The organism is Rhodosalinus sp., from assembly GCF_041685465.1.
Taxonomy (GTDB): domain Bacteria; phylum Pseudomonadota; class Alphaproteobacteria; order Rhodobacterales; family Rhodobacteraceae; genus Rhodosalinus.
On the sequence record NZ_JAWLFS010000006.1, the window covers coordinates 1 to 26,273 of the forward strand.

The following is a 26,273-nucleotide window of genomic DNA, read 5'->3' on the forward strand; positions in this document are numbered from 1 at the left end:
GATGTAAGGACGGGCAACGGCTACGACGTGCACGCCTTCGGCGGCGGGGGGGATCATGTGATCCTTTGCGGTGTGCGCATCCCGCACGATCGCGGCCTCGTCGGGCATTCCGATGCGGACGTGGGGCTGCATGCCCTGACGGACGCGATCTATGGCGCGCTGGCCGCGGGCGACATCGGGCAGCATTTCCCGCCTTCCGATGCCCGGTGGAAGGGGGCCGACAGCCGTGTCTTCCTGCGCCATGCCGCCGGGCTCGCCGTCGAGCGGGGTTACCGCCTCGCCAGCCTCGATGTGACGCTCGTCTGCGAGCACCCGAAGATCGGCCCGCATGTCCCTGCGATGACGTCAGAAATCGCGCGGGAAACCGGGGCGGCGCCGGACCGCGTGAGCGTCAAGGCGACGACGAGCGAGCGGCTGGGCTTCACCGGCCGCGAAGAGGGGATCGCGGCGCTCGCCACCGCGACGCTGGTGGCGCCATGACGCTGACGCGCGCGATCGCGACCCTTTTCGGGCTGGGCTACCTGCGGCCGGCGCCGGGCACATGGGCCTCGCTCGCGGCGCTGCCGCTCCTCTGGGCGCTCCATGTTCTGGGCGGCTTCGCGGCGGTGGCCGTCGCAACTGTGGCCGTCACGGCGATCGGCTGGTGGGCCGTGTCGGTCGAGACGCGCGCAGGCGGGCCGTCGGACCCGCCCGAGATCGTGGTCGATGAACTCGCCGGGCAATGGCTCGCGCTCTGGCCCGTCTCGGCAGGCGCGATGATGTCGGGGGCGGCGGCGCTCGACCTCTGGCCCGGCTGGATCGCGGGCTTCGTTCTCTTCCGCGCCTTCGATATCCTGAAACCGGGGCCGGTGGGCTGGGCCGACCGGCGGCCGGGGGCGACGGGCGTCATGCTCGACGATCTGCTCGCGGGCGCCTTCGCCGCGGCGGGAACCGTCGCGCTCGCCGCGCTGTTCCATCTCTGGCTCATGGGCTGAGGGAGGCTCGCATGACGCAACCGAATCTCCTGCTGATCCGGTATCGTGACGCGGGGCTGCGGATCGTCACGGCGGAAAGCTGCACGGCGGGCCTTCTCTCGGCGCGCATCACCGAGGTGGCGGGATCGTCCAGGATCTTCGACCGGGGCTTCGTGACCTACACCAATCGCTCGAAGCAGGATCTGCTCGGGGTCGCGGCAGCGACGCTCGAGGCGCATGGCGCGGTGTCCGAACCGGTGGCGCGCGAGATGGCCGAGGGCGCGCTCGCGCGGTCCGAGGCGCAGGTGGCGCTCGCCATCACCGGCATCGCCGGACCCGGCGGCAGCGAGACGAAACCGGAGGGCCGCGTCTGTTTCGGGCTCGCCGCGGCGGGCGCCGAGACGCGGGCCGAGACAAGGGAGTTCGGCGCGCTCGGGCGCGAGAACGTGCGCCGCGCCGCCGTGGATCACGCCATGTCGCTGCTCGACGCGGCGGCGGGCGCGCCGTAGAGATCGCCCGCGCGCGCCTCGAAGGCGCGCACGATCCGCTGCATCGCCTCGAAGAAGAAGAGCCCCGCCGCACGTTGCAGGATGCGGTTCTTGAACTCGAAATCCACCTCGAAGTGGACGCGGCAGCCCGCGTCGGCCGCCTCGAAACGCCACTCGGAGTGGAGGTGCTTGAACGGCCCGTCGAGGTAGTCGGTCTTGATCAACTTCTCGACCGGCCAGAGCTCCACCCGGCTGCCGAAGCGCTCGCGGAAGACCTTGAAGGAGATGACGAGATCGGCGTGCATCAGCTCGCCGTGCTCGCCACCCGGCCCGGTCATCGGCTCGCGCGAGCGCACGCGCGCGGCGCCGGTCCAGGGCAGGAACTCTGGGTAGCGGCCGACGTCCGCGACGAGATCGTACATTTGCTGCGGCGTATAGGGCAGCGTCCGGGTTTCGGAATGGGCAGGCATGGCGCGGCCGGGTTTCCTCCGTGACAGTGGCGGCCGATGTCGTATGCTCCGGCCGCCGATTCAAGGGGGAACGCATGGGGCAGCGTCCATATGTCATAGACGAGATGATCTCGGCCAAGTCCATCGCGGCGCGGGTCGAGTCGCTCGCACACGAGATCGAGGCCGCCTACGAGGGGACCGACAAGCTGGTCGTCGTGGGGCTGCTGCGCGGCTCCTTCGTCTTCATCGCCGATCTGGTGCGCGAGCTGCGCCTGCCGGTGGAGGTGGACTTCCTCGAGGCCTCCTCCTACGGCAACGCCATGGAAAGCTCGCGCGAGGTGCGCATCCTCAAGGACCTGCGCGGCGAGGTCGAGGGGCGCGACGTGCTGGTGGTCGAGGATATCGTCGACACCGGCCATACGCTCGCGCATGTCATGACGCTTCTGGCAGCGCGGCGGCCGAAGCGGCTGCGCGCCATCGCGCTCCTCGACAAGCCGACGAAACGCGAGGTGGAGGTCACGGCGGACTGGACCGGCTTCGAGATCCCGGACGAGTTCGTCGTGGGCTACGGCATCGACTACGCGCAGCACGACCGCAACCTGCCCTTCATCGGAAAGGTTCGGTTCACCTGATGCTGCCGATGCAATGGTTCCTGCGGATGTACCGCTGGGCGCGGCATCCGCCGTCGAAGGCCTTCCGCTGGACCGTGGGAATCGTGATCCTCGCGGCGCTCGCCATCGCGGGCCTCGAGGCGCTCTTCGGAACGCCCGACTGGATGGACCTCGCGCCGCGCCCGCGCGGGCTGCCCGTCGTGCGCTGAGCTGCCGGAGGCCCCTCCCGCAGGCAGGGAATTGGAGTCATGCTTTCGTCGCGGATCTGTGGCACGCTAGGGTCATCGTGTACGTCCTAACAAGGGAGACGACAGATGCACCTCAAGGCCAGGATCTTCGCCGCTGCGACGGCGTTTTCGCTCGTGGCGCCCGCCGCCATGGCGCAGGACGATTTCGAGGCGCAGCTCAAGGCGCGGCAGGGTCAGTTCCGGATCATGGCGCTGAACCTCGGCGTGCTCGGCGGTATGGCGCAGGGCGAGATCGAGTACGACGCCGAGCGCGCGCAGACCGCCGCCGACACGCTGGTGACGGTCACCGGCATCGACCAGTCGCTGCACTGGCCGGAGGGCAGCGATGCCATGTCCATGGACGGCACGCGCGCAGAACCCTCGATCTGGGACGACAACGAGGACTTCCTGTCGAAATGGGAGGATCTGGGCGACGCCGCGGCGGAGATGCAGGCCGCCGCGGGCGACGGCCGTCAGGCCGTGGGCGCCGCGCTGCAGAACGTGGGCGGCACCTGCAAGGCCTGCCACGACGCGCACCGCACGCCGGAAAGCTGATTCCGGCCGATGCGCCGTGTCTTTACCATCCTGATCGGGCTCGCCGCCGTCCTCGCGGCGGCGGGCTGGGTCCTGAGCGCGCCCTCCCGTCTGCCGGCGTCGGCGACCGAGGGCGTGACCGGCGAGGCCGAACGCGGCGAGCGCATCTTCCTCGCCGGCGGCTGCGCGTCCTGCCACGCGGATGAGGACGCGGAGGGCGACGCGCGGCGCGTGCTCGCCGGCGGCGCGCCGCTCGAAACCGATTTCGGCACCTTCGCGGCCCCCAACATCTCGCCCGATCCGGAGCACGGCATCGGCGACTGGAGCTTCGCGGAGTTCGCCGACGCCATGCTGCGCGGCGTGTCGCCGGAGGGACGGCATTACTACCCGGCCTTTCCCTACACCGCCTACACGAAGATGGAGATGCAGGAGGTCGCCGATCTCTGGGCCTTCCTGCGCACGCTGCCCGAATCGGAGGTCGAGAGCGCCGCTTCCGAGGTGGCCTTTCCCTATTCGGTGCGCCGCGGCGTCGGCCTCTGGAAACGGCTCTACCTGCGCGACGATTTCGTGATGGCCGAAGCCGAGGACGACGCGGTCGAGCGCGGGCGTCACCTCGTAGAGGCCCTGGCGCATTGCGGCGAATGCCACACCCCGCGCGACCGCTTCGGCGGCCCCGACCGGGCGCGCTGGCTCGCGGGGGCGCCGAACCCGTCCGGCGAGGGACGGATTCCCGCCATCACGCCGGGCGAACTGGAGTGGAGCGCGTCGGATATCGCGTGGTATCTCGAATCCGGCTTCACCCCGGATTACGACTCCGCCGGCGGCAGCATGGCCGACGTCGTCACCAATCTCGCCGAGCTCGAGGCGGCCGACCGCGAAGCCATCGCGGCCTATCTGCTCGCGCTGGAGTGAAGGCGACGTGGCTTTCCGGGGCTTTCCGGGGCTTTCCGGGCGCGCGGGCCTATTGACCTGCGGGCCCGAACGCTGTCCTTCTTGCAGAATGCTATGCGCGTCCCCTTGTTTTCGGGGGTGACTCGCCCGCGCGTTCAGCTTGCGAGAGGACAGGAAGGCCAATGAACCCGCCCCGTCAGACCGTTCGCCTTGCAAGCGTGCCGCTCCGGCCGCGCTCCTTCGTTTTCGTGCCGCTCGAGAACTTCTCGCTGCACTGTTTCTCCTCGGCGGTGGACTGCCTGCGGATCGCCAACCGCATGGCCGATCGCAAGCTCTACACGTGGCGGCTGCTGGCCGAGGACGGGGCCGACGTGACCTGCTCGGCCGGCATCACCTTCCGCGTGGACGGCGACCTCGAGGCGCTCTCGCGCGAGGATACGGTGATGGTCTGCGGCGGGCTCGATGTGCGGCAGGCCACGACGAAACGCGTGCTCGGCTGGCTCAGGCGCGAGGCGCGCAAGGGCCTGATCGTCGGCGGGCTCTGCACGGCGAGCTACACGATGGCGGCGGCCGGGCTTCTCGACGGCAAGCGCGCCACGATCCACTGGGAAAACCAGGACAGTTTTTCCGAGGAATTCGAGGAGGTCGCGCTCACGAAATCCATCTTCGTGATCGACGGCAACCGCATGACCACGGCGGGTGGCACCGCCTCGATCGACCTGATGCTCAAGATCATCGCCAACGACTACGGCGAGGAACTCGCCAACGCGGTCGCCGATCAGCTGATCTATTCGACGATCCGCACCGATCAGGACAGCCCGCGCCTCTCGATCCCGACTCGGATCGGCGTGCGCCATCCGAAGCTCAGCCGCGTGATCCAGATGATGGAAGCCAATATCGAGGAGCCGATCAGCCCCGCGGTGCTCGCGCGGGAAGTGGGCATGTCCACCCGGCAGCTCGAGCGGCTCTTCCGCCGCTACCTCAACCGCTCGCCCAAGCGGTATTACATGGAGCTCCGGCTGCAGAAGGCGCGCAACCTGCTGATGCAGACGGACATGAGCGTGATCAACGTCGCCCTCGCCTGCGGCTTCGCGAGCCCGTCGCATTTCTCGAAATGCTACCGCGCGCATTACGACACGACGCCCTACCGCGAGCGTGGCAGCCAGGCGGCGCGGCTGTCGATCTGAGACCGGCGCGCGGGGCGGGCACTTGGGACCCCACGCCCATTACGACGACAGCCGCGTAGGGTGCGTGCTTGCACGCACCGCCACCCCACACGGGACAACGCCGCGGTGCGTGGGGACCACGCACCCTACGGGGCGGGCGTCATGCGGTAGATCGCGCCCTCGGCCTCCGAGATGAACCAGAGCGCGCCCTCCGGCCCCTCGGTCACGTCGCGCACGCGGCCCGTCGCCGGGCCGGCGATGCGGGCGATCTCGCGCAGGGGGTCCCCGCCGACATGGGCGATGAAATCCGACTTGAGCGAGCCCGCGAAGATGTGCCCGCGCCATTCGGGCCAGAGCGCACCCGAATGGATCGCCATGCCGGAGGGCGCGATCGACGGGTCCCAGTAGAACTCCGGCTGCGCCATGCCGGGCTTCGACGTGCCCTCGCCGATCTTCGCGCCGGAGTAATGCGTCCCGTAGGAGATGACCGGCCAGCCGTAGTTCACGCCCTTTTCGACGCGGTTGATCTCGTCGCCGCCGCGCGCGCCGTGCTCGTGCAGCCAGAGCCGGCCCTCGGGGTCGAGGGCGAGGCCCTGCGGATTGCGATGACCCCAGGACCAGATCTCGGGCAGCGCGTCGTCACGCCCGACGAGCGGGTTGTCCTCGGGGACGGAGCCGTCGCGCGCGATGCGCAGCACCGAGCCGTTGTGCATGGAAAGATCCTGCGCCGAGGGCCGCTCGCCCCGGTCGCCGATGGTGAAGAAGAGCGTTCCGTCCGGCGCCTCCACGAGGCGCGAGCCGAAGTGCCGCCCGGTGCGCCCGCCGGGCTCCATCTCGAAAAGAACGCGCAGATCGGTCAGCCGCCCTGCCCCGTCCGGCAGGCGCGCGGCGCCGACCGCGGTGCCGGTGCCGCCGCCCTCGATCTCGGTGGTGTAGGTGAAAACGATCTCGCGGCGGTCTGCAAAATCGCGCGGCACCAGCACGTCGAGCAGGCCGCCCTGCCCGATCGCGGCGATCCCGGGGAGGCCGCCGATCTCGGTCCGTGTGCCGTCCGGCGCGACGCGCCAGAGCGCGCCCGCGCGCTCGGTCACGAGAAAGCCACCGCCGGGCAGGAAATCCAGTGACCAGGGCGTGCGGAAGCCCTCGGCCATGCGCTCCAGCGCCGCGGGTCCCGCGGCAGTCTCGATCTCGCCGGCGGGCGCGTCGCCCTGCCCCGGTCCGGCGAGCGCCGCGGCCAGTGCCGCCGCCGTCAGCAGTGTCCGCATCGCCACCTCCATCTCTGCACGCGAGGATAGCCGCGGCGCCGCGCCGCGTCAGCCCCGCGCACGCGGGGCGCGGATCATACTTTTCAATCGTGATCGGAAATTCTAGTCTCCGGCGGGACGTTCCGTCCAACCAGGGAGTCGAGACATGAAAAAGCTTCTGATGGCCAGCGCCGCCTCCGTCATCGCCGGCACGGCCGCCGCCGAGGATGTGCCGATCGGGGTGATCCTGGGCTTCACCGGACCCATCGAATCGCTCACGCCGCACATGGCCGAGAGCGCGGAACTCGCCATGGAGGAAATGAACGAGAGCGGCAACTTCCTCGACGGCCACACGCTCGTGCCGGTGCGCGCGGATTCGACCTGCATCGACAGCGCTGCCGCCACCGCCGCGGCCGAACGGCTGATCACCGACGACGACATCGTGGGGATCATGGGCGCCGACTGCTCGGGCGTCACGGGCGCGGTCCTGTCGAACGTGGCAGTGCCGAACGGCATCCCGATGATCTCGCCCTCGGCGACCTCGCCGGCGCTGTCGACGGCCGAGGACGACGGGCTCTTCTTCCGGACCGCGCCCTCCGACGCGCGTCAGGGCGGCGTGATCGCCGACATCCTGATGGATCGCGGCATCGAGGAGGTGGCCGTCACCTACACGAACAACGACTACGGCAAGGGCCTCGCCGACAGCTTCCAGGGCTCCTACGAGGAGATGGGGGGCGAGGTGACGCTTTCGGCGCCGCACGAGGACGGCAAGGCCGACTACTCGGCCGAAGTGGGCGCGCTGGCATCGGCGGGCGGCGAGGTGCTCGCGGTGTTCGGCTACTCCGACCAGGGCGGCAAGGGCATCATCCGCTCCGCGCTCGACACGGGGGCCTTCGATCGCTTCGTCATGGGCGACGGGATGTACGGCGACGAGCTGCTGGCCGATCTCGGCCAGTTCATGGAAGGCTCCTTCGGCGCCGTGCCGTGGAGCGAGGGCGAGGGCACCGAGGCCTTCTCCACGATCACCGAAGAGGCCGGTGTCAACGGCGAGAGCTCCTTCACCCGCGAAAGCTACGACGCCGCCGCGCTCATGGGTCTCGCCATGATGGCTGCCGGCGAAGCGACGCCGGAAGCGATCGCCGCGAACGTCATGGACGTGGCCAACGAGCCGGGCGAGAAGATCCTGCCGGGCGAGCTGGGCCGGGCGCTCGAGATCCTCGCCGAGGGCGGCGAGGTCGACTACGTCGGCGCCTCCAACGTCGAGCTGATCGGGCCGGGCGAAGCTGCGGGCACCTACCGCGAGTACGACGTGATCGACAGCGACTACGAGACCGTGCAGTTCCGCTGAACCGGCGCTGCGACAACCGACCGGAAACAGCCCGGGGATATCTCCGGGCTGTTTCGCACGGCAAGTGACCGCGGACCGCGCGGCGCAGAGGTGCCCATGATCGAGGTCCATGACCTGCACAAGCATTTCGGCGGCTTCCACGCCGTGGACGGCGCGAGCCTTTCGATCACGCCGGGCTCCATCACCGGCCTGATCGGGCCGAACGGGGCGGGAAAGTCCACGCTCTTCAACGTGATCGCCGGCGATCTTTCACCGACCTCGGGCCGCGTCACCATGGCGGGCGAGGACATCACCGGCCTCGCGCCGCACGCGCTCTTTCACAAGGGGCTCCTCCGGACCTTCCAGATCGCGCACGAGTTCCACTCGATGACGGTCCTGGAAAACCTGATGATGGTGCCCGGCGGACAGGCGGGCGAGTCGATCTGGAGCACCTGGTTCGCGCGCGGCCGCATCCGCCGCGAGGAGGCCGGGATCGCCGCCCGCGCGCATGAGGTGCTGGAGTTCCTCACCATCGATCATCTCGCCGACGAGAAGGCCGGGAACCTCTCCGGCGGGCAGAAGAAGCTGCTCGAACTCGGGCGCACGATGATGGTGGACGCGAAGATCGTCTTCCTCGACGAGGTGGGTGCGGGCGTGAACCGCACGCTTCTGAACACCATCGCCGACGCCATCGTCCGCCTCAACAAGGAGCGCGGCTACACCTTCGTGGTGATCGAGCACGACATGGATTTCATCGGCCGGATCTGCGATCCGGTCATCTGCATGGCCGAGGGCAAGGTGCTTTCCGAGGGCACGCTCGACCAGATCAAGGCCGACGAGCGCGTGATCGAGGCGTATCTGGGCACCGGCCTCAAGAACAAGGCCAAGGCGGAGGCGGAGGCATGAGCGGCGCGGCCTACGACGACCGCGGCAACAAGGACCGGACGATCACGAAGGACGGCCGCGTGGGCCAGTTGCGTGCGGCCGACAACCGCGGCGTGCGTCCCGTGCACACGCGGGACGCCTTTCTCATCGGCGACGGCATGACCGGCGGCTACGGGCGCGGCGCGGATATCCTGCACGACTGCACCATCGCCGTCGAAAAGGGCCAGATCGCGGTGATCGTCGGGCCGAACGGCGCGGGCAAGTCCACCGCGATGAAGGCCGTCTTCGGAATGCTGAGCATCCACACCGGCTCCGTGCGGCTGGGGGGCGAGGACATCACGCGCCTCACCCCGCAGGCGCGCGTGCGCAAGGGCATGGGCTTCGTGCCGCAGAACGCCAACATCTTCACCTCCATGACGGTGGAGGAGAACCTCGAGATGGGCGCCTTCATCCGGACGGACGATCATTCCGGAACGATGGCGCAGGTCTATGACCTCTTCCCCATCCTCAAGGAGAAACGCCGCCAGCCGGCGGGCGAGCTGTCCGGCGGGCAGCGCCAGCAGGTTGCGGTGGGCCGCGCGCTGATGACCGAGCCCAAGGTGCTCATGCTCGACGAGCCGACCGCCGGCGTCAGCCCGATCGTCATGGACGAGCTTTTCGACCGCATCATCGAGGTGGCGCGCACCGGCATCTCGATCCTCATGGTCGAACAGAACGCGCGCCAGGCGCTGGCGATCGCCGATCAGGGCTTCGTGCTCGTGCAGGGGCGCAACGCCTACACCGGCACCGGAGAGGAGCTGCTCGCCGATCCCGAGGTGCGGCGCAGCTTTCTGGGCGGATGAGACGGCCGACCCCCCTCGCTGCGCCGACGCCTGCGTCTTTCCGGGCCGCAGCCGAAGAGGCGCGCCGCTTCCAGAGGCCCGCCGCCGGCACGACGTCCCCCTATCACGGCACCTGCGAGGCCGCGCGCCGCGCCTCGCCCCCACCGGAGTGACCGACGCATGGATCTCCTGAACGCGATCGTCGCGCTCACCAACTTCGTGATCATCCCGGCCGTCGCCTACGGCAGCCAGCTCGCCCTCGGCGCGCTCGGGGTGACGCTGATCTACGGCATCCTGCGCTTTTCCAACTTCGCGCACGGCGACACGATGGCCTTCGGCACCATGGGCGTGATCCTCGCCACATGGTGGCTGCAGAGCCTCGGGGTGAGCCTCGGGCCGCTGCCCACCGCGCTCCTCGCCCTGCCCTTCGGCATCGCCGTCTGCGCGGCGCTTGTCCTCGCGACGGACCGGGTGGTCTATCGCTTCTACCGGGCGCAACGGGTGAAGCCGGTGATCCTCGTGATCGTCTCGATGGGGGTGATGTTCGTCTACAACGGGCTCACGCGTTTCGTCATCGGCCCGGGCGACCAGAACTTCGGCGACGGGGCGCGCTTCGTCATCTCGGCGCTGGATTTCCGCGCCATGACCGGGCTTCAGGAAGGGCTCGCCATTCGTACCAGCCAGGCGATCACGCTGGTCACGGCGCTCGTGGTCGTCGCGATCCTGTTCTGGTTTCTCAATCGCACGCGCACGGGCAAGTCGATGCGCGCCTATTCCGACAACGAGGACCTCGCGCTGCTGTCCGGCATAAACCCGGAGCGGGTGGTGCTCGTGACATGGCTGATCGTGGCCGCGCTCGCCACCGTGGCGGGCACGCTCTACGGCCTCGACAAGAGCTTCAAGCCCTTCACCTATTTCCAGCTCCTGCTGCCGATCTTCGCCTCCGCCATCGTCGGCGGCCTCGGCAGCCCCGTGGGCGCGATCGCGGGCGGCTTCATCATCGCCTTCTCCGAAGTGACGATCACCTACGCCTGGAAGAAGGTGCTGGTCTATCTCCTGCCCGAGAGCCTCGAGCCCGACGGGCTCGTGCAGCTCCTGGCGGTGGATTACAAATTCGCGGTGAGCTTCGTGATCCTGGTCGTCGTCCTGCTGATCCGGCCCACCGGTCTCTTCAGGGGGAAGGCGGTATGAGCGAGCGCATCCACTCCGGCGGCGGCGGCACCGACCGCGCGCGCACGGTCCTCCTCTTCGTGCTGGTGGCCGTGCTGATCCTCGGGACCGGCTTCGTGCAGAGCTGGAACACCGCGCTGGTGATCCTGAACATGGGGCTCGTCAGCGCGATCATGTCGCTCGGCATCAACATGCAGTGGGGATTCGCCGGGCTCTTCAACGTGGGCGTCATGGGCTTCGTGGCGCTCGGCGGCCTCGCCGCGGTGCTCGTCTCCATGCCGCCGGTGCCCGCGGCCTGGTCCGCGGGCGGGGCGCGGATCCTGGGCGCGCTGCTCGTCGGCGCGGGCGTGATCGCGCTCGCCGTGGCGCTCTACAAGCGGATGAAGCCGGGACAGCTGCGCGCCTTCACGGTCTTCGCGGTCGTCGTCGTGGGATTCTTCGTCTACCGCGGTCTGCTGGACCCGGCCAAGGATGCGGTCGAGGCGGTGAACCCCGCGTCCACCGGCTATCTCGGCGGCCTCGGCCTGCCGATCGTGCTGGCCTGGCCGGTGGGAGGGCTGCTGGCCGCCGGCGCGGCCTGGGTGATCGGCAAGGTGGCGCTGGGGCTGCGGTCCGACTACCTCGCCATCGCGACGCTCGGCATCGCCGAGATCGTCATCGCCGTGCTCAAGAACGAGGACTGGCTTTCGCGCGGGGTGAAGAACGTGACCGGCCTGCCCCGCCCGGTGCCCCGCGAAGTCGATCTGCGCCAGGATCCGGGCTTCGTCGAGCAGGCCACAAGCCTCGGGCTGGATCCCTCCGCGGCCTCCTCGATCGCCGTGAAGCTCGGCTACAGCGTGCTCTTCACGATCGTGCTGGTCATTCTGCTGATCGCCGCGCAACTCGCGCTCAATTCGCCCTGGGGCCGGATGATGCGCGCCATCCGCGACAACGAGACCGCGGCCGAGGCGATGGGCAAGGACGTGACCGGCCGGCACCTGCAGGTCTTCATCCTCGGCTCGGCGCTCCTCGGGTTCGCCGGGGCGATGATGACCACGCTCGACGGTCAGCTCACGCCCGCGAGCTACCAGCCCTTGCGCTTCACCTTCCTGATCTGGGTGATGGTGATCGTGGGCGGCTCCGGCAACAACTTCGGCGCGGTGCTCGGCGGCTTCCTCGTCTGGTGGCTCTGGGTTCAGGTGGAGCCGATCGGCGCGGGCGTCATGTCCATCGTGACCGCCGGCATGGCCGAGGACAGCGCGGTGCGATCGCATCTGATGGACAGCGTCGCGCACATGCGCCTCCTGACCATGGGGGTCGTGATGCTGTTGATGCTGCGCTTCGCGCCGCGCGGGCTGCTCCCGGAACGCTAGGCCGCACCCCGGGCGCGGCCTCTTTTCCGGGCATGTCGATGCCCCCTGCCCCGGCCGCGCCATGCGCTCCGCGATTGGCTGTTGACGCGTATGCGCAGACTTCGTAGCGTCAAGGCAATGACAGGGCCGGCCGGTCCGACGGGGGGGTGGCAACACCGGGAAAAGGAGGCTCAGGCCTCCTTTTTCTCTGCGCGGACGGCGCGTTCGGTTTCGACGCTGACACCCGGCCCGGCGCGTGATATGGCCCGCCGCGACCGCAACTGAAAACCGGGACGCCCCTGCCATGCAGAGCACACTCCGACTGCTGACCCTCGCCGCCCTGACTGCCGTCGCCGCGCCGCTTGCCGCGCAGGACTCCGACGCGCCCGCCGACGAGGCCGCCGATGCCGAGACCGCGCAATCGGACACGCCCGGCGCCGACCTGAGCCTGGGCACGGCGGATGTCGGGTCCACCTACGTCGAGGACGAGTCGGGCGACTGGCAGATCCAGTGCATCCGCACCGAAGAAGGCGCGGACCCCTGCACGCTGTACCAGCTCCTGACCGACGCCGACGACAATCCCGTCGCCGAAGTCAGCATCTTTCGCCTTCCGGAGGGCGGACAGGCGGAAGCCGGTGCCACCGTGATCGCGCCGCTCGAGACGCTGCTGACCGAGGAACTCCGCGTCGCCGTCGACGGCGGACAGGGCAAGCGCTACCCGTTCTCCTTCTGCAATCAGGTCGGCTGCTACGCGCGCATCGGCCTCACCGCGTCGGATATCGAAGCCTACAAGCGCGGCGCGGCGGCGGAAGTCACCATCGTGCCTTTCGCGGCCCCCGATCAGACGGTGACGCTCGAGATGTCGCTGGCGGGCTTCACCGACGGCTACGACCAGCTCGAGGTTCTGGAGAACTGAGCGCGCGGGCCGTCAGGCCCGCCCCATCCCCTCGAGCACGGCGCGCGCGGCGCGCAGACCCGGCGGCGCTCCGCCCGCGCCGAGCCGCGCCATGGTCTCGGCCATCGCGGCGCGCTGCGGGCCGGGGTCGTCGAGCACCGTGCCGAGCGCCGCCGCGATCGGGCCGGGACGGCAGTCGCGGCCAAGAAACTCCGGCACCGTGCGCGTGCCAGAGACGAGGTTGACGAGCGTCACCGTGTCCAGCCGCACCATGCGCCCGATGATCTGGTGCGAGATCCAGCCCATGTCGTAGGCGATCACCATGGGCGTTCCGGCCGCCGCAAGCTCGAGCGAGACGGTGCCCGAGGCGGCAAGCGCCACGTCGGCCGCGGCGAAGGCGGCGCGTTTCTCGGCCGCCGCATCCGGCGCGCGCGGGTCGATCACCACCGGCGCGCCGGGCCAGTCCGTGACCGCCGCCACGACCTGATCCGCGACGTCATGCGCCGCCGGCACGACCACGCGCAGGCCCGGCCGCGCCTCCGCGAGCCGCGCAAGCGCGGCGCGGAAGATGGGGGTGAGCCGCGCGACCTCCGCCCGGCGCGAGCCCGGCAGCGCAAGAACGAGCGGCCCTGTCCCGATCCCGTGGCGCTGACGGAACGCCTCCACCTCCGCCGTCCCCGCCTGCGGCGCGGTGACGACCGGGTGGCCCACGAAATCGCAGCGCATCCCGGCGGCTTCCATGTAGGGCGGCTCGAACGGCAGGAGCGCGAGCACCTGGTCGACGTGCGCGGCCATGCGCTCGGCGCGTTTCGGCCGCCACGCCCAGACCGTCGGCGCGACGTAGTGCACGGTGCGGATATCGGCGCGCGCCTTGACGCGCTCGGCGACGCGCAGGCTGAACTCCGGCAGGTCGATGGTGATCAGAACGTCCGGCCGGGCGGCCACCACGGCCTCCGCCGTCTCGGCGATCCGCCGCCTGAGCGCGCGGTATTGCGCGAGGATCTCGACCACGCCCATGACCGAGATCTCCTCCATCGGGAAGAGGCTCTCGAGCCCCCGGGCCGTCATGTCCGGCCCGCCGATCCCTTCGAAGGTCACCTCCGGCGCGAGGGTCGCGAGCCCCTCCATCAGCGCCGCGCCGAGCCGGTCGCCGGAGGCCTCCCCGGCGATGAGAAAGACGCGCATCAGCCGCGCACCCAGAGGAACAACCCCGCCCGGTCGAGCGCCGCGACCGTCGCGTCCCGGTCGAGCACCATGACGCCGCCCGCCTCGATCACCACGCCGGCGAGCCCGGCGGCGGCCACGCCCTCCGCGGTGCGCGGGCCGATGGCGGGCAGATCCGCGCGCCGGTCCTGATCGGGCTTCGGCGCCTTGTAGAGAAGGCCCGCGCGCGCGGCCTCCTCGCCCCCCTGCCCCGAGAGCCAGTCCGCCGCGCCCCCGAGGACGTCGCCCATCATGTCGGCGGCCCAGCTGAAGGGGTCGCCCGGGGCATCCCCCGGCCCCGGCGCCTGCGGCGGCGCGAGGCGGGCGAGCATGGCGTCCGTGCCCTCCGGCCCCTCGCGGGCGAGCACCCGGTCGCCCCGGATCGCGCAGGCCTGCCCCTGATCGGCGGCGCCCATCTCGGCGACAACCTCGGCGCCGAGCCGCGCCTCCGCGTCGGTCTCCGGTCCGGGCCGCGCAGCCGTCAACACGCCCGCGGGCGGCAGCAGCCCCGGCGCGGCCTCATGCGCCGCGACCACCGCGAAGCCCTCGCCCTCCAGAATGGCGATCAGCGCGCGCAGCGCCCCGTCGTCGCCGAGGCGCAGCGCGTCGCGCAGCCGCGGCACCAGCGGCAGCGTGGCGTCGTCGAGCGCGCCGAGGTCGATCTCGGGCCGGCGCACGCCGCCGCAGAGGCAGACCTGCGTCACACCCTGCGCCTTGAGCGTGGCCATCAGCCCGCCGAGCTGTTCGAGACGGAAGGTCAGGTCGGGCGTCAGCCCCTCGGGCGCGTGGCCACGCAGCGCGCAGACGAGCGGGCGGCGCGCCTGTGCCGCGGCGACGGCAGCGGGCAGCGTTCCCTCCCCTGCGATCAGCGCCAGCATTCCGCTCACCCCGGCGTCAGGAAGGAGCGATCGCTGCCGGCGAGCACGAAATCGACGATTTCGCGGACATACGCGCTCCGCGTCTCCTCGCCGAGGCGGCGCGCGCGGTCCTGAAACGCGCCCTCGCCCTGCGCGAGCATCTGGAAGGCGGCACGCAGCGCGGTGATGTCCTCGCGCGAGACGCCGCGGCGCTTCAGCCCGACGAGGTTCAGCCCGTCGAGCCGCCCGCGCGGCGCCTGCACGAGACCGTGCGGGATCACGTCGTTGGTGACCATCGTCACCGCGCCGATGATCGCGCCGCGCCCGATGCGGACGAACTGGTGCACGCCGGACAGCCCGCCCACGATCACCTCGTCCTCGAGCACGCAGTGCCCGGCGAGCGCGGCGTTGTTGACGAGGATCACCCGGTCGCCGATCTGCACGTCGTGCGCCACGTGGCACCCGGCCATGAAGAGCCCGTCGTCGCCCACGCGCGTGACGCCGCCGCCGCCCTCGGTGCCGCAGTTCATGGTGACATGCTCGCGGATGCGGTTGCGCGCGCCGATCTCGAGGCGCGTGCGCTCGCCGCGGAACTTCAGGTCCTGCGGCACCTCGCCGATCACCGCGAAGGGAAAGATCACCGTCCCGGCGCCGATCCGCGTGGCGCCGGAGACGACGACATGGCTGCGCAGCTCGACGCCCGGGCCGAGCTCCACCTCCGGCCCGACGTGGCAGAAAGGGCCGATCGCGCAGCCCTCGCCGAGCGTCGCCCCCGGTTCGACGACGGCAGAGGGGTGGATCGTCGCGCTCAAGCCGGCGCCCCGCCGCTCTGGTCGAACATCGCGGAGAACTCGGCCTCGGCGGCGAGTTCGCCCGCCACCTCGGCGCGGCCCGAGAATTTCCAGACCTTGCCGCCCGGCTTGCCGCGCAGCGTCTCGATCCGCATCTCGAGCACGTCGCCCGGGACCACCTTGCGGCGGAACTTCGCCTTGTCGATTCCCATGAAGTAGAGAAGCAGCCGCTGGTCCGCGAGATCGAGCGCCACGCCCACCATCACGCCGGCGGTCTGCGCCATCGCCTCGACGATCGTGACGCCGGGCATGATCGGGTGGCCGGGGAAATGCCCCTGGAAATGGGGCTCGTTCGCGGTGACGTTCTTGATACCCGTGGCCGCCTGCGTGCCCTCGATCCCCTCGACCCTGTCCACGAGAAGAAAGGGATATCTGTGCGGCAGGATGCGCTGAATGAGCTGGATATCGGCGGTCTGGGGCTCGGTCATCGGCGGCTCCGGAAAGGGTCACGTTCTGCTAGCAAGCCCCGCAGGGCGGGGCAAGGCGCTCAGGGCAGCACGTCCCCGGCCGTCGGGTCCGGCTCCTCCCCGCCGTCGGACGGCGAGGCAGGCGGGGTCACCGTGAGGCCGTCGGGCGCGGGCTCATCGGGCGACGGCGCCTCGGTCCGCGGCGGCGCGACCTCGGGCGTCTCGGGGATGTCCGGAGAGATCGTCGCGTCGAGCCGCTCGATCGCGCGGTCGGTCACATCCACGGCGTCGAGGCTCATGAACACGGACCGTGCCTCCACGATCACCGCCGCGCCGGCGTCCCGCATGATCTCCTCCAGAACCGGCTGTGCGGCCTCGATGAAGGTGCGGCGGGCGGCGTCGTTGCGCGCCGCGAGGGCACGCGCCTTGGCGTCCTGCTCGCGGCGAATGCGCATCACGCGCTCGTCGAAGGCGTCGGCTTCGGCCCGGAAGGCCTCGGGGGCCATCCCGGCCCGACGGTCGGTCAACTCGCGTTCCTCCTCCGCGAGCTCGGCCTCGATGCGGCGGTTCTCCGCGGCGAGTTCGGCGCCCTGCTCTTCGAGCTCCTCGGCCACGCGGCGCCCGTAGGCCGATTCGGCGTAGAGGCGCTCGGGGTCGACGGTGAGCACCGGGCTCTGCACCGTGCCGGTGACGAAACCGCTTCGCCCCTGATCCTGTGCCGCCGCGACGCTCGACATGAGCGCAAAAAGCGCCAGCGCCAGCGTCGTGAGACCCGTCCGGCAGAGACCCGAGAGGCACACGGCGTCAGAAGTCGGTCGAGATCGTCAGGTCGAAGTTCTGCGCTTCGTCATGCGGGCGCTTTTCGAGGGCCTCGGAGAAGTTGAAGCGAAGCGGTCCGATCGGCGTATCCCAGAACACCGAGAAACCGATCGTCTGACGCAGCGAGAAATCCTCGTAGAGCACATCGGAGTTCGTGTCCTCGAGGCTCCAGAGCGATCCGGCGTCGTAAAAGACGCCACCGGTGATTCCGACCTCTTCCGGCAGGCCGAGGGGAAACTCGGCCTCGAACCGGGCGACGGCGTACATCTCCCCGCCGAGGGCGTCGTCGACGCTGTCGCCCACGTTGCGTTCGCGCGGGCCGATCCCGTCGAGCGTGAAACCGCGCATCCGCCGCGGCCCGAGGAAGAACCGGTCGGTCACGCGGCTGGAGCCGCTGGAATAGTTGAGCGCGCCACCCTCGAGGGACGCGCGCAGGGTCACTTCCTCGTTCCAGACGCGCCGCTGCGCGACGGCACGGGCGCGGGTCTCCACGAAGGTGTTGTCGCCGCCGATGCCGCCGAAGTCCTGCCCGAATTCGAGCAGGATGCCCGCGTCGGGATCGAGGCCGCTGCGCCGCGTGTCGTAGCTGATCGTGTAGCCCACCGAGCTGTTCCACTCGTCGCCGCGGTCGATCTCGTCGCTGATGATGCGCCCCACGTTCGGGCCCTCGTCGGAAAGCTCCGTGTATTCGGCGGTGTAATTGAGGCCGAGCCGCGCGCTTTCCGTCAGCGGGAACTCGAAGGAGGGCCGGAAGCGTCCCGTCGCGGTGTCATAGCTCGCCAGAAGGTTGTCCGTCTCGCGATACGAGAGATCGAACCCGAAGCGAAGGTCACGCCCGAGGAAGGCCGGTTCCGTAAACCCGAGTTCGTAGACACGGTCGTCCTCGCCGGTGGAGACCTGCAGCGAGAAGCGCTGCCCGCGTCCGAGAAAGTTGCGCTCCTGGAAGCGGACCACGGCGCCGAAGCCCGCGGTGCTGGAATAGGTGCCGCCGAAGGTCAGGCTGCCGGTCGGCTGCTCCTCGACGTCGACGTCCACGATCACCTGTTCCCCGCTCGACCCTTCGCGGGCATCGACGTTGGCCGACGCGAAGAGGTCGAGGGCCCGGATGCGTTCGGCCGCCGCGCGGATCTCGCGGGGATTGAAGGGATCACCCTCGGCGACGCGGAACTGGCGACGGATCACGCGGTCGAGCGTCGAGGTGTTGCCCTCGATGTCGATGCGCTCGATGAAGATGCGCGGGCCGCGCTCCAGCCGGTAGGCGACATCGAGCGTCTGCATCCGGTCGTTGCGGCTGATCTCGGGCTGGACGCGCACGAAGTCGAGCCCGCGATCCACCGCCAGTCGCTCGAGCCGGGCGATATCGTTGTCGACGCGGGACGGCGAGTAGACCTGCCCGGGGCTGGACCGGACGACCTCCTGGAACTCTGCCGGGTCGACGTCCGGCAGATCGCTCGTCACCGTCAGCTCGCCGAAGCGGAAACGCTGCCCCTCCTGCACGTTGAAGGTCACGAAGTAGGCGTCGCGCTCGTCGGCGAGTTCGGCGTTGACCGAGGTGATCTCGAAATCGACGTAGCCGCGCGAATTGTAGAAGTCGGTCAGAAGCTGCTGGTCGAACTCGATCCGGTCGGCGACCAGCGTGTCGGACTGGATGAAGGCGCGCAGGACGCCGGCCTGCTTGGTCTCCAGCACGCGGCGCAGGCGGCGGTCGGAGAAGGCGTCGTTGCCGACGAAGCCGATGCGCTCGATCTCGACCACGTCCCCTTCGAACACCTCGAAGACCAGATCGACGCGGTTGTCGCCCCGCTCGATCACGCGCGGAGTGACCCGGGCTGCAATACGGCCCTGTGCCTCGTAGGCCTCGACGATGGACGTGACGTCGCTTTCGACCTGCGCGGGATTGAAGACGCGCCGGGGCTGCACGTCGACCAGGTCGCTCAACTGATCGTCGTCGATGCGACGGTTTCCCTCGAATGAGATTTCGTTGATCGTCGGGTACTCGGCGACGCGGATCACGAGGCGCGTGCCCTGCGGGTCGATCTCGACGGTCTCGAAGAGGCCGCTGTCGAGGATCCGGCGATACGCCCGGTTCAGTTCGGCGGCCGAGACGGTCTCGCCGCGGGCGATGCCGGCATAGCTGAGGATGGTGCTCGGCTGGATGCGCTCGTTGCCGTCGATCTCGACCGAGGTGAAGCGGTACTCCTGCGCCTCGGCCGGCGCGCCGGCCATGCTCGCGCCCGTCGCCAGAACGACCGCGAAAAGCCACGCCGTGAGAACACCGCCGCGCGGCGACGCGGCCCCCGATCGCTTCTGCATCACGCCAACCCGTTCCGACATCCCTCCGGGCGGTGGTATCGGCATCGCACCGGGTTGTCAAAGCCGCGCGGGTCGGTGCGCGCTGCCGCGCCGGCCTCACACGAGCGCCAGAAAGGCGCCCAGACCGAGGCCGATGAGGATCGCCGCCGGATAGGCGATCCAGTCCCAGTTCAGCGCGAGAAGCGCGCCGATGCTTCGGCCGCCGTGGCGCAGGGTGTCCATCGTCTGCATCGCTCCGCTGCCTTCAGTATCTGACGCGACAGAGCGTAACGCACCAATGTGGCAGGATTTCGGCGCCGCAGCTCAGGGGCAGAAGAGGTCGTTGAAGATCGCGAAGGCCATGAGCGACAGGATCGCGACCAGCCCCGCGCCCATCAGCGCCTGAAGCGCGCGCTCGGACGGCGGCCGCCCGGACACGGCCTCATAGGCATGAAAGACGAGGTGCCCGCCGTCCAGCACCGGCACGGGGAAGAGGTTCAGAAGCCCCACGGCCGTCGAGAGCACCGCGATGAACCAGACGAAGCTGAGCGCCCCCTGGCTCGCCATCGCGCCCGAGGTCTCGGCGATGCCGATCGGTCCGGACAGGTTGCAGGAACTGATCGCGCCGGTCACCATGTGCCAGAGGCCCGAGAGCGAGCCCTGGATCACCGTGCCGACCTGCGCCACGCCGCCCCAGAGCGCCTCGAAGGGGCCGACCATCGCGGTCGCGGGCTCGAAGACCATGCCGCCGATGATGCCGATGCGCCAGTGCGTCTCGAACCCGCCGCCGGGCTGCGGCTCGTCGGTGCGCTTGGGCTCGAGCGTGCGCGCGAGCGTTTCACCGTCGCGCCAGACGGTGAGCGCGAGCGGCGTGCCCTCGGAGCGCTCCACGATCTCGCGCAGGTCGTCGAAGGCGGCGATCTCTTCCCCGTTCACTTCGGTGATGACGTCACCCGGGCGCAGCCCCGCCGCGAGCGCCGCGGACTGCGGGATCACCTGCGTCACGATCGGCGGATAGGGATAGGGGCCGGTCACCTCGATCTGCTGCCCGTCGCGGGCGACGAGATACGACAGCTCCGGCGCGCGCGGGAGCTCTTCCGAGAAGCTCTCGAAGGCCTCCGTCTCCTCGAAGCCCGGCAGCGCCACGCCCGCGATCTCGAGGATGCGGTCGCCCTCCTGAAGCTCGTTGGTCACCGGCACGGGCCGCAGATCGCCCACGGTGAGCGGCTCGGCGATCTCGCCGCGGGCGAAGAGCACCGCCGCGAAGACCACGATCGAGAGCGCGAAGTTGAAGACCGGCCCCGCCGCGACGGTCGCCGCGCGCGCCCAGAGCGGCGCCCCGGCCATGGTGTGGCGTTGCTCCTCCGGGCTCATCCCGGCAAGCGCCTCGGCGTCGGTCCCGCTCGCCGCGTTGGCGTCGCCGAGAAACTTGACGTAGCCCCCGAAGGGCAGCGCGGCGATCTGCCACTGCGTGCCGCGCCTGTCGGTGCGCGACCAGAGCACCGGCCCGAACCCGAGCGAGAAGACCTCCGCCTCGATCCCCGACCAGCGGCCGACGATGTAATGCCCGTACTCGTGGATCGCGACGATCACCGACAGCGCGATCACGAAGGCGAGAATGGTCCAGATCAACCCGCCGAACTGCGGGATCAGGTTCAGCGCGTCCAAATCCGTCTCCTCAGGATGTGCGTTCCGAAATGACCTGCCCGGCGACGCGCCGGGCCGAACCGTCTATATGGAGCACGGTTTCGAGGTCGAAAGAGGCATCAATGCGACCCGGCTCTGACGAAAGGCGGGAGAGCACCTCCTCGACCACCTCCGCCATCTCGAGGAAGCCGATTCGCCCGGCGATGAAGCCGTCGAGCGCGATCTCTTTCGCGGCGTTGAAGGCCGCCCCGGAAAGCCCGCCGCGCGCCATCACCTCCCGCGCGAGGCGCAGCGCGGGGTAGCGCCGGTCGTCGGGCGCGCGGAACGTGAGCTGCCCGAGCGCGGCGAGGTCCAGCCGCTCCACCGGAAGCGCGCGGCGTTCGGGCCAGTTGAGCGCGTAGCCGATCGCGTGCCGCATGTCCGGCGGGCCGACATGCGCCATGAGCGCGCCATCGGCGAATCCCACGAGCGCGTGCACGATCGATTCGGGGTGTACCAGCACCTCGATCCGCGCGGGCTCGACGCCGAAGAGCTCCCGCGCCTCGATGACTTCCAGCGCCTTGTTGAACATCGAGGCGCTGTCGATGGTGATGCGCTGGCCCATGTCCCAGTTCGGGTGCGTCGCGGCCTCGGCCGGCGTGGCGTGGGCGAGCCGCTCCAGCGGCCAGTCGCGGAAGGCGCCGCCCGAGGCGGTAATGACGATGCGCTCCACCGCTGCGCGGTCCTCGCCGACGAGGCCCTGAAAGACGGCGGAGTGCTCGCTGTCCACGGGCAGGACGGTCGCGCCGTGGCGCCGCGCGGTCGCCATCACGAGGGGACCGGCGCAGACCATGCTCTCCTTGTTGGCGAGCGCGAGGGTCGCCCCCTGCTCCAGCGCCGCGAGGCCGGGAGCGAGACCGGCGGCGCCGACGATGGCCGACATCACCCAGTCCGCGGGACGTGCCGCAGCCTCGATCAGCGCGCCCTGCCCGGCCGCCGCCTCCACGCCCGAGCCGTCGAGCGCGGCGCGCAGCTCCTCGAGGTGCTCCTCATGCGCCGTCACCGCCACCGCGGCGCCGAGCCGGCGCGCGTCCTCGGCCAGCTGCGCGACGTTGCGCCCGCCGGTCAGCGCGACGACCTCGAAGGTGCCCGGCGGCGCGCGGTCGATCAGGTCGATCGTGTTCTGCCCGATCGAGCCCGTCGCACCGAGGATCGAGACCCGCCTCATGTCGCCGCCCCCGGCGGGAAGCGCACCACCTGCTCGGCGATCAGCACGAGAAGCGCCGCGCCGAGCATCCCGTCGAACCGGTCGAGGAGCCCGCCGTGCCCGGGAAGGAGGGCCGAGCTGTCCTTGACGCCGAGGTGGCGCTTCATCGCGCTCTCCGCGACGTCGCCCATCTGCGCGGCCATGGCGACGGCGACCGAGACGCCGATCAGCCCTGCGCCCGCGCCGGTGGCCCCTGCGAAGCCGGCGCCCACGGCGCCCCCGCCGATCCAGCCGGCGACGGTGCCGGACCATGTCTTCTTGGGGCTGATGCGGGGCCAGAACTTCGGCCCGCCAAGGGCGCGCCCGGCGAAATAGCCCGCCACGTCGCTCGCCACCACCACAGCCACCAGCCAGAGCATCCAGAGCGCGCCGAAATCGTCGCGCACCCCCATCATGCCGAACCCGGCGAGGCAGACGAGCGCCGTGTACCCCATGCAGAGCGCCCGATCACGCGCGATGATCCCGAAGCCCAGAAGCGCCGGCGCGAGCAGCACGGGCAGCGCAAGACCGGGCGGCAGGTAGATCGCGGCGAGCACCGCCACCCCCGCCGCCGCGCCGAGCCCGCGACGCACCGCGGGCCGCCGGTCGAGCATGCCCCCGAGTTCCCAGATCATCAGGCCGCTGACGACGGCGACCAGCGCGTGAAACGCGTGACCGCCGGCCCAGATGCCTGCCGCGCCCACCGCAACCAATCCCGCCCCGGTGGCGAGGCGGGTGCCGAGATCGCCCCAGGCGGCGCCGCTCACGCGCTCACCGCGCCGCGGCGCCGCGCGACGGCACCGCGCCGAAGCGCCGGTCGCGCCGCCCGAAACTCTTCAGCAGGCGGCCGAACTCCTCGCGTGTGAAATCGGGCCAGAGCGTGTCCACGAACTCGTATTCCGAATAGGCCGACTGCCAGAGCAGGAAGTTGGAGATGCGGGCCTCGCCGCTCGTGCGGATGACGAGGTCCGGGTCGGGCAATACACATGTGTCGAGATAGCGCGGCAGCGTCTCCTCGTCCACGTCCTCGGGGCGCAGGCGACCGCGGCCCACGTCCTCGGCCAAGCGTTTCGTGGCGCGCGCCACCTCGTCCCGGCCGCCGTAATTGAGCGCCACGGTCAGGTTGGTGCCGCGGCAGCCGGCGGTCATCTCCTCGAGTTCGTCCATGAGCCCGATCAGCTTGGCGTCGAGGCGCACGCGGTCGCCGATGAAACGCACGCGCACGTCGTTGGCCATGAGCGCCCGCGCCTCGCGGCGGATGTAACCGCGGAAGAGGTTCATCAGGCCCGCCACCTCGGCCTGCGTGCGCTTCCAGTTCTCCGTCGAGAAGGCGAAGACGGTCAGGTACTCCACGCCGTAGTCCGGGCAGGACTCGACGATCTCGCGCACGCGCTGCGCGCCGGCGTGGTGACCGAACAGGCGCGGACGCCCGCGCTGCGTCGCCCAGCGGCCGTTGCCGTCCATGATGATGGCCACGTGGCGCGGGCCGAGGCGCGCCGCGGCCGCGGCGCCGTCGCTGGCGTCCTCCGGCATGCGCTCAGACCTGCATGATTTCGGCTTGCTTGGCCTCGAGCGCCTCGTCCACCGCCTTGATGTAGCGGTCGGTGAGCGCCTGCACTTCCTCCTCGTAGAGTTTCTGATCGTCCTCGGAGAGGCCGGCGGCCTTCGCCTTCTTGATCTGGTCCATGCCGTCGCGCCGCACGTTGCGGATCGCCACGCGCGCGCTTTCGGCGTACTGCGCCGCCACCTTGCCCAGATCGCGGCGGCGTTCCTCGTTCAGCTCGGGGATGGGCAGCATGATGATGGTGCCGTTGAGCTGCGGATTGATGCCCAGCCCGGACTCGCGGATCGCCTTCTCGACCTTTCCGACGAGGCTCTTGTCCCAGACGTTGATCGTGATCATCCGCGATTCGGGCACGTTGATCGTGCCCACCTGGTTGATCGGCGTGCGCTGCCCGTAGGCCTCGACCATCACCGGCTCCAGCATGGAGGAGGAGGCCCGCCCGGTGCGCAGGCTGGCGAGTTCGCCTTTCAGGGAACTCATCGCCCCCTTCATGCGCCGTTCGAGGTCGTCGGTGTCGATTTCGATCTCGTCGTCTGCCATCGTTCTTTTCTTTCCCTCGGACGCGGCGCGCGCCGCGTCAGACTATCTTCAGCCGTGTACCATTGTATAGGCACCCTCGCCCGCGAGGATGCCGCGGAAGCCGCCCGGCTCGTCGAGCGAGAACACGATGATCGGCAGCGCGTTATCCCGCGCCAGCGCGATCGCCGAGGCGTCCATGACCTTCAGGTGGTCGGCGAGCACCTGATCGTAGGTGATGCGGTCGTAGCGCCTGGCGTCCGGGTTCGACATCGGGTCGGAATCATAGACCCCGTCGACTTTCGTTCCCTTGAAGATCACCTCGCAGGCCATCTCGTTGGCGCGCAGCGTCGCGGCGGTGTCGGTGGTGAAATACGGGTTTCCGGTGCCGGCCGCGAAGATGCAGACGCGCTTCTTCTCGAGGTGGCGCACCGCGCGGCGGCGGATGTAGGGCTCGCAGATCTGGTCCATCGGGATCGCGCTGATCACCCGCGTGAAGACACCCAGGCTCTCGAGCGCGGACTGCATCGCCAGCGCGTTCATCACCGTCGCGAGCATCCCCATGTAGTCGGCGGTGGTGCGTTCCATCCCCTGCGCGGCCCCCTGAAGGCCCCGGAACACGTTGCCGCCGCCGATCACCATGCAGATCTCGACGCCCATCTCGTGCACCGCCGCCACCTCGCGCGCGATGTGCGAGACGGTGGGCGGGTGAAGCCCGTAGGAGGTATCGCCCATGAGCGCCTCGCCCGAGAGTTTCAGCATGACGCGCCGATAGGCGGTCTTGGGGGGCTCTGGGGCCATGTTGCACGCACTCCGGGGCACTCGTAGGATCGCGCGCAAAATGTCGCAAAACCCCGGCGGGTTCAATCCGGCCCGCACAGCGCCCCCGCCGCAGCGCCCGACGAGGCACCAGGCCCTTGGAAATCGAGGACATCCCCGCCGACCGTCACGTCCTGATCGCCGGCCCGACGGCAAGCGGCAAGTCCGCGCTCGCCCTCCGCCTCGCCGAGCGGCAGGGGGGCGTGATCGTGAATGCGGACGCCGTGCAGGTGCACCGGGTCTGGCGCGTGCTCAGCGCGCGGCCCGCGCCGGCCGAGGAGGCGCGCGCGCCGCATGCGCTCTACGGCTTCCTCGCGCCCGAGGCGGAATACTCCGTCGGCCAGTGGCTGCGCGACCTGGAGCCGCGTCTTCACGGGGGCGACAGATTGATCCTCGTCGGCGGCACCGGCCTCTATTTCTCGGCGCTGACCGAAGGGCTGGCGGACATCCCGGCGATCCCGGAGCCGGTGCGCGCCGAGGCAGCGGAGCGCATCGCCGAGGGCGGCACCGCGGCGCTGCTCGCGGAGCTCGACGCGGCCACGGCATCGCGCATCGACCGCGCGAATCCGGCTCGGGTGCGCCGCGCCTGGGAGGTCTTGCGCGCCACCGGGCGCGGGTTGGCCCAGTGGCAGGACGAGACCGGGCCGCCGCGCCTGCCGCTCGGCGACACGGTGCCGTTGCGGATCGATGCGCCGCGCGACTGGCTCGCCACGCGAATCGAACGGCGCTTCGACGCGATGCTCGCACAGGGCGCGCTCGACGAGGTGCGGGCCGTGCTGCCAATCTGGCGCGGCGATCTGCCGGCGTCCAAGGCCATCGGCGCCCCGGAGCTGGTCGCGCACCTGCAGGACGGGATTCCCCTCGAGGACGCACGCGCGCAGGCCGTGGCGGCCACGCGCCGCTTCGCCAAGCGCCAGCGCACGTGGTTTCGCGCGCGGATGCGCGCCTGGCACGGCGTCGACGCGCGCGGGCTCCCGCGCGCCTAATGCCGCGTCGGTGCACGGCCGCCATGGGCCGATTTGTGCCGGGATCGTGAAAGGCGGGTTGGCAAGGCGGGGGGCGATGCGCCATGCAGGGGCGG

30 protein-coding genes are annotated in these 26,273 nt (G+C 70.2%); 15 read left to right on the top strand and 15 right to left on the bottom strand.

Annotated elements, in window-relative coordinates; all coding sequences use genetic code 11:
- The 3 genes from ispF to ACESL7_RS00840 form a co-directional block, all read left to right on the top strand.
- The coding region (gene ispF, locus ACESL7_RS00830) for a 2-C-methyl-D-erythritol 2,4-cyclodiphosphate synthase (RefSeq protein ID WP_372890458.1) at positions 1-480 on the top strand (480 nt) is incomplete at its 5' end.
- On the top strand, positions 477-974 hold the full coding sequence (locus ACESL7_RS00835; RefSeq protein ID WP_372890461.1) for a phosphatidylglycerophosphatase A family protein: 498 nt from the start codon (positions 477-479) through the stop codon (positions 972-974). The genes ispF and ACESL7_RS00835, both read left to right, overlap by 4 nt.
- An 11-nt stretch (positions 975-985) precedes the next feature.
- A complete protein-coding gene (locus tag ACESL7_RS00840) occupies positions 986-1,462 on the top strand; it encodes a CinA family protein (protein WP_372890463.1) in 477 nt (158 codons plus the stop codon).
- Here ACESL7_RS00840 and ACESL7_RS00845 read toward each other — a convergent pair.
- Positions 1,420-1,911 (bottom strand): type II toxin-antitoxin system RatA family toxin, encoded by a 492-nt coding sequence (locus ACESL7_RS00845; RefSeq protein ID WP_372890465.1) that lies wholly within the window; start codon positions 1,909-1,911, stop codon positions 1,420-1,422. The genes ACESL7_RS00840 and ACESL7_RS00845 overlap by 43 nt on opposite strands.
- Before the next feature lie 74 nt (positions 1,912-1,985).
- Here ACESL7_RS00845 and hpt point away from each other — a divergent pair, with 74 nt between their 5' ends.
- The 5 genes from hpt (at position 1,986) to ACESL7_RS00870 (ending at position 5,340) form a co-directional block, all read left to right on the top strand.
- Positions 1,986-2,522, top strand: coding sequence for a hypoxanthine phosphoribosyltransferase (hpt, locus tag ACESL7_RS00850; RefSeq protein ID WP_372890467.1), 537 nt, complete (start codon positions 1,986-1,988; stop codon positions 2,520-2,522).
- Positions 2,522-2,710, top strand: a complete 189-nt coding sequence (locus tag ACESL7_RS00855) for a hypothetical protein (RefSeq protein ID WP_372890469.1) — start codon at positions 2,522-2,524, stop codon at positions 2,708-2,710. The genes hpt and ACESL7_RS00855 overlap by 1 nt, the downstream gene beginning before the upstream one ends.
- Positions 2,711-2,815: 105 nt before the next feature.
- Positions 2,816-3,283, top strand: a complete 468-nt coding sequence (locus ACESL7_RS00860; protein WP_372890470.1) for a c-type cytochrome — start codon at positions 2,816-2,818, stop codon at positions 3,281-3,283.
- Between the two features lie 9 nt (positions 3,284-3,292).
- Positions 3,293-4,174, top strand: coding sequence for a cytochrome c (locus ACESL7_RS00865; RefSeq protein ID WP_372890472.1), 882 nt, complete (start codon positions 3,293-3,295; stop codon positions 4,172-4,174).
- A gap of 161 nt (positions 4,175-4,335) precedes the next feature.
- Positions 4,336-5,340, top strand: a complete 1,005-nt coding sequence (locus ACESL7_RS00870; RefSeq protein ID WP_372890474.1) for a GlxA family transcriptional regulator — start codon at positions 4,336-4,338, stop codon at positions 5,338-5,340.
- 125 nt (positions 5,341-5,465) lie between these two features.
- Here ACESL7_RS00870 and ACESL7_RS00875 read toward each other — a convergent pair whose 3' ends face one another.
- Entirely contained in the window at positions 5,466-6,584 is a 1,119-nt protein-coding gene (locus ACESL7_RS00875; protein ID WP_372890476.1) for a PQQ-dependent sugar dehydrogenase, read from the bottom strand.
- A 145-nt stretch (positions 6,585-6,729) separates the two neighbouring features.
- On the opposite strand from ACESL7_RS00875, the gene ACESL7_RS00880 reads away from it, so the two are divergent.
- From ACESL7_RS00880 to ACESL7_RS00905, 6 genes are all read left to right on the top strand, one after another.
- Entirely contained in the window at positions 6,730-7,911 is a 1,182-nt protein-coding gene (locus ACESL7_RS00880) for an ABC transporter substrate-binding protein (protein WP_372890478.1), read from the top strand.
- 96 nt (positions 7,912-8,007) lie between these two features.
- Positions 8,008-8,796: an ABC transporter ATP-binding protein gene (locus ACESL7_RS00885; protein ID WP_372890480.1), complete on the top strand. Its 789-nt coding sequence runs from the start codon at positions 8,008-8,010 to the stop codon at positions 8,794-8,796.
- Complete coding sequence (locus tag ACESL7_RS00890; protein WP_372890482.1) at positions 8,793-9,617, top strand: ABC transporter ATP-binding protein; 825 nt, start codon at positions 8,793-8,795, stop codon at positions 9,615-9,617. The genes ACESL7_RS00885 and ACESL7_RS00890 overlap by 4 nt, the downstream gene beginning before the upstream one ends.
- Before the next feature lie 159 nt (positions 9,618-9,776).
- The gene (locus ACESL7_RS00895) at positions 9,777-10,787 is read left to right on the top strand and encodes a branched-chain amino acid ABC transporter permease (protein ID WP_372890484.1); all 1,011 of its coding nucleotides are present in this window, start codon (positions 9,777-9,779) and stop codon (positions 10,785-10,787) included.
- A complete protein-coding gene (locus tag ACESL7_RS00900; RefSeq protein WP_372890486.1) occupies positions 10,784-12,118 on the top strand; it encodes a branched-chain amino acid ABC transporter permease in 1,335 nt (444 codons plus the stop codon). The genes ACESL7_RS00895 and ACESL7_RS00900 overlap by 4 nt, the downstream gene beginning before the upstream one ends.
- A 283-nt stretch (positions 12,119-12,401) precedes the next feature.
- The gene (locus ACESL7_RS00905; RefSeq protein ID WP_372890488.1) at positions 12,402-13,013 is read left to right on the top strand and encodes an invasion associated locus B family protein; all 612 of its coding nucleotides are present in this window, start codon (positions 12,402-12,404) and stop codon (positions 13,011-13,013) included.
- 12 nt (positions 13,014-13,025) lie between these two features.
- Here the strand turns inward: ACESL7_RS00905 and lpxB are convergent, their stop codons facing one another.
- From lpxB to pyrH, 13 genes are all read right to left on the bottom strand, one after another.
- Positions 13,026-14,177, bottom strand: coding sequence for a lipid-A-disaccharide synthase (gene lpxB, locus ACESL7_RS00910; protein ID WP_372890490.1), 1,152 nt, complete (start codon positions 14,175-14,177; stop codon positions 13,026-13,028).
- Entirely contained in the window at positions 14,177-15,073 is an 897-nt protein-coding gene (locus tag ACESL7_RS00915) for an LpxI family protein (RefSeq protein WP_372890492.1), read from the bottom strand. The genes lpxB and ACESL7_RS00915 overlap by 1 nt, the downstream gene beginning before the upstream one ends.
- A gap of 5 nt (positions 15,074-15,078) precedes the next feature.
- On the bottom strand, positions 15,079-15,864 hold the full coding sequence (lpxA, locus tag ACESL7_RS00920) for an acyl-ACP--UDP-N-acetylglucosamine O-acyltransferase (RefSeq protein WP_372890494.1): 786 nt from the start codon (positions 15,862-15,864) through the stop codon (positions 15,079-15,081).
- A complete protein-coding gene (fabZ, locus tag ACESL7_RS00925) occupies positions 15,861-16,331 on the bottom strand; it encodes a 3-hydroxyacyl-ACP dehydratase FabZ (protein ID WP_372890496.1) in 471 nt (156 codons plus the stop codon). Before fabZ ends, lpxA begins: the two co-directional genes overlap by 4 nt.
- 59 nt (positions 16,332-16,390) lie before the next feature.
- Entirely contained in the window at positions 16,391-17,110 is a 720-nt protein-coding gene (locus ACESL7_RS00930) for an OmpH/Skp family outer membrane protein (protein WP_372890498.1), read from the bottom strand.
- Positions 17,111-17,114: 4 nt separating this feature from the next.
- Positions 17,115-19,442 (bottom strand): outer membrane protein assembly factor BamA, encoded by a 2,328-nt coding sequence (gene bamA / locus ACESL7_RS00935; RefSeq protein ID WP_372890500.1) that lies wholly within the window; start codon positions 19,440-19,442, stop codon positions 17,115-17,117.
- Between the two features lie 96 nt (positions 19,443-19,538).
- Positions 19,539-19,673 carry a hypothetical protein gene (locus ACESL7_RS00940; RefSeq protein WP_372890502.1) on the bottom strand — a complete coding sequence of 45 codons (135 nt, stop codon included), beginning with the start codon at positions 19,671-19,673 and terminating at the stop codon, positions 19,539-19,541.
- A gap of 72 nt (positions 19,674-19,745) precedes the next feature.
- A complete protein-coding gene (gene rseP / locus ACESL7_RS00945) occupies positions 19,746-21,089 on the bottom strand; it encodes an RIP metalloprotease RseP (protein ID WP_372890504.1) in 1,344 nt (447 codons plus the stop codon).
- Between the two features lie 10 nt (positions 21,090-21,099).
- Positions 21,100-22,275 carry a 1-deoxy-D-xylulose-5-phosphate reductoisomerase gene (gene dxr / locus ACESL7_RS00950; protein WP_372890506.1) on the bottom strand — a complete coding sequence of 392 codons (1,176 nt, stop codon included), beginning with the start codon at positions 22,273-22,275 and terminating at the stop codon, positions 21,100-21,102.
- Positions 22,272-23,060 (bottom strand): phosphatidate cytidylyltransferase, encoded by a 789-nt coding sequence (locus ACESL7_RS00955; RefSeq protein WP_372890516.1) that lies wholly within the window; start codon positions 23,058-23,060, stop codon positions 22,272-22,274. Before ACESL7_RS00955 ends, dxr begins: the two co-directional genes overlap by 4 nt.
- 4 nt (positions 23,061-23,064) lie before the next feature.
- Complete coding sequence (uppS, locus tag ACESL7_RS00960; protein WP_372890518.1) at positions 23,065-23,826, bottom strand: undecaprenyl pyrophosphate synthase; 762 nt, start codon at positions 23,824-23,826, stop codon at positions 23,065-23,067.
- A gap of 4 nt (positions 23,827-23,830) precedes the next feature.
- Entirely contained in the window at positions 23,831-24,397 is a 567-nt protein-coding gene (frr, locus tag ACESL7_RS00965; RefSeq protein WP_372890520.1) for a ribosome recycling factor, read from the bottom strand.
- 48 nt (positions 24,398-24,445) lie between these two features.
- Positions 24,446-25,174 carry a UMP kinase gene (gene pyrH / locus ACESL7_RS00970; protein ID WP_372890522.1) on the bottom strand — a complete coding sequence of 243 codons (729 nt, stop codon included), beginning with the start codon at positions 25,172-25,174 and terminating at the stop codon, positions 24,446-24,448.
- A 116-nt stretch (positions 25,175-25,290) separates the two neighbouring features.
- Here pyrH and miaA point away from each other — a divergent pair, with 116 nt between their 5' ends.
- Positions 25,291-26,178 carry a tRNA (adenosine(37)-N6)-dimethylallyltransferase MiaA gene (gene miaA, locus ACESL7_RS00975; protein WP_372890524.1) on the top strand — a complete coding sequence of 296 codons (888 nt, stop codon included), beginning with the start codon at positions 25,291-25,293 and terminating at the stop codon, positions 26,176-26,178.
- The last annotated feature ends 95 nt before the right edge of the window (positions 26,179-26,273 follow it).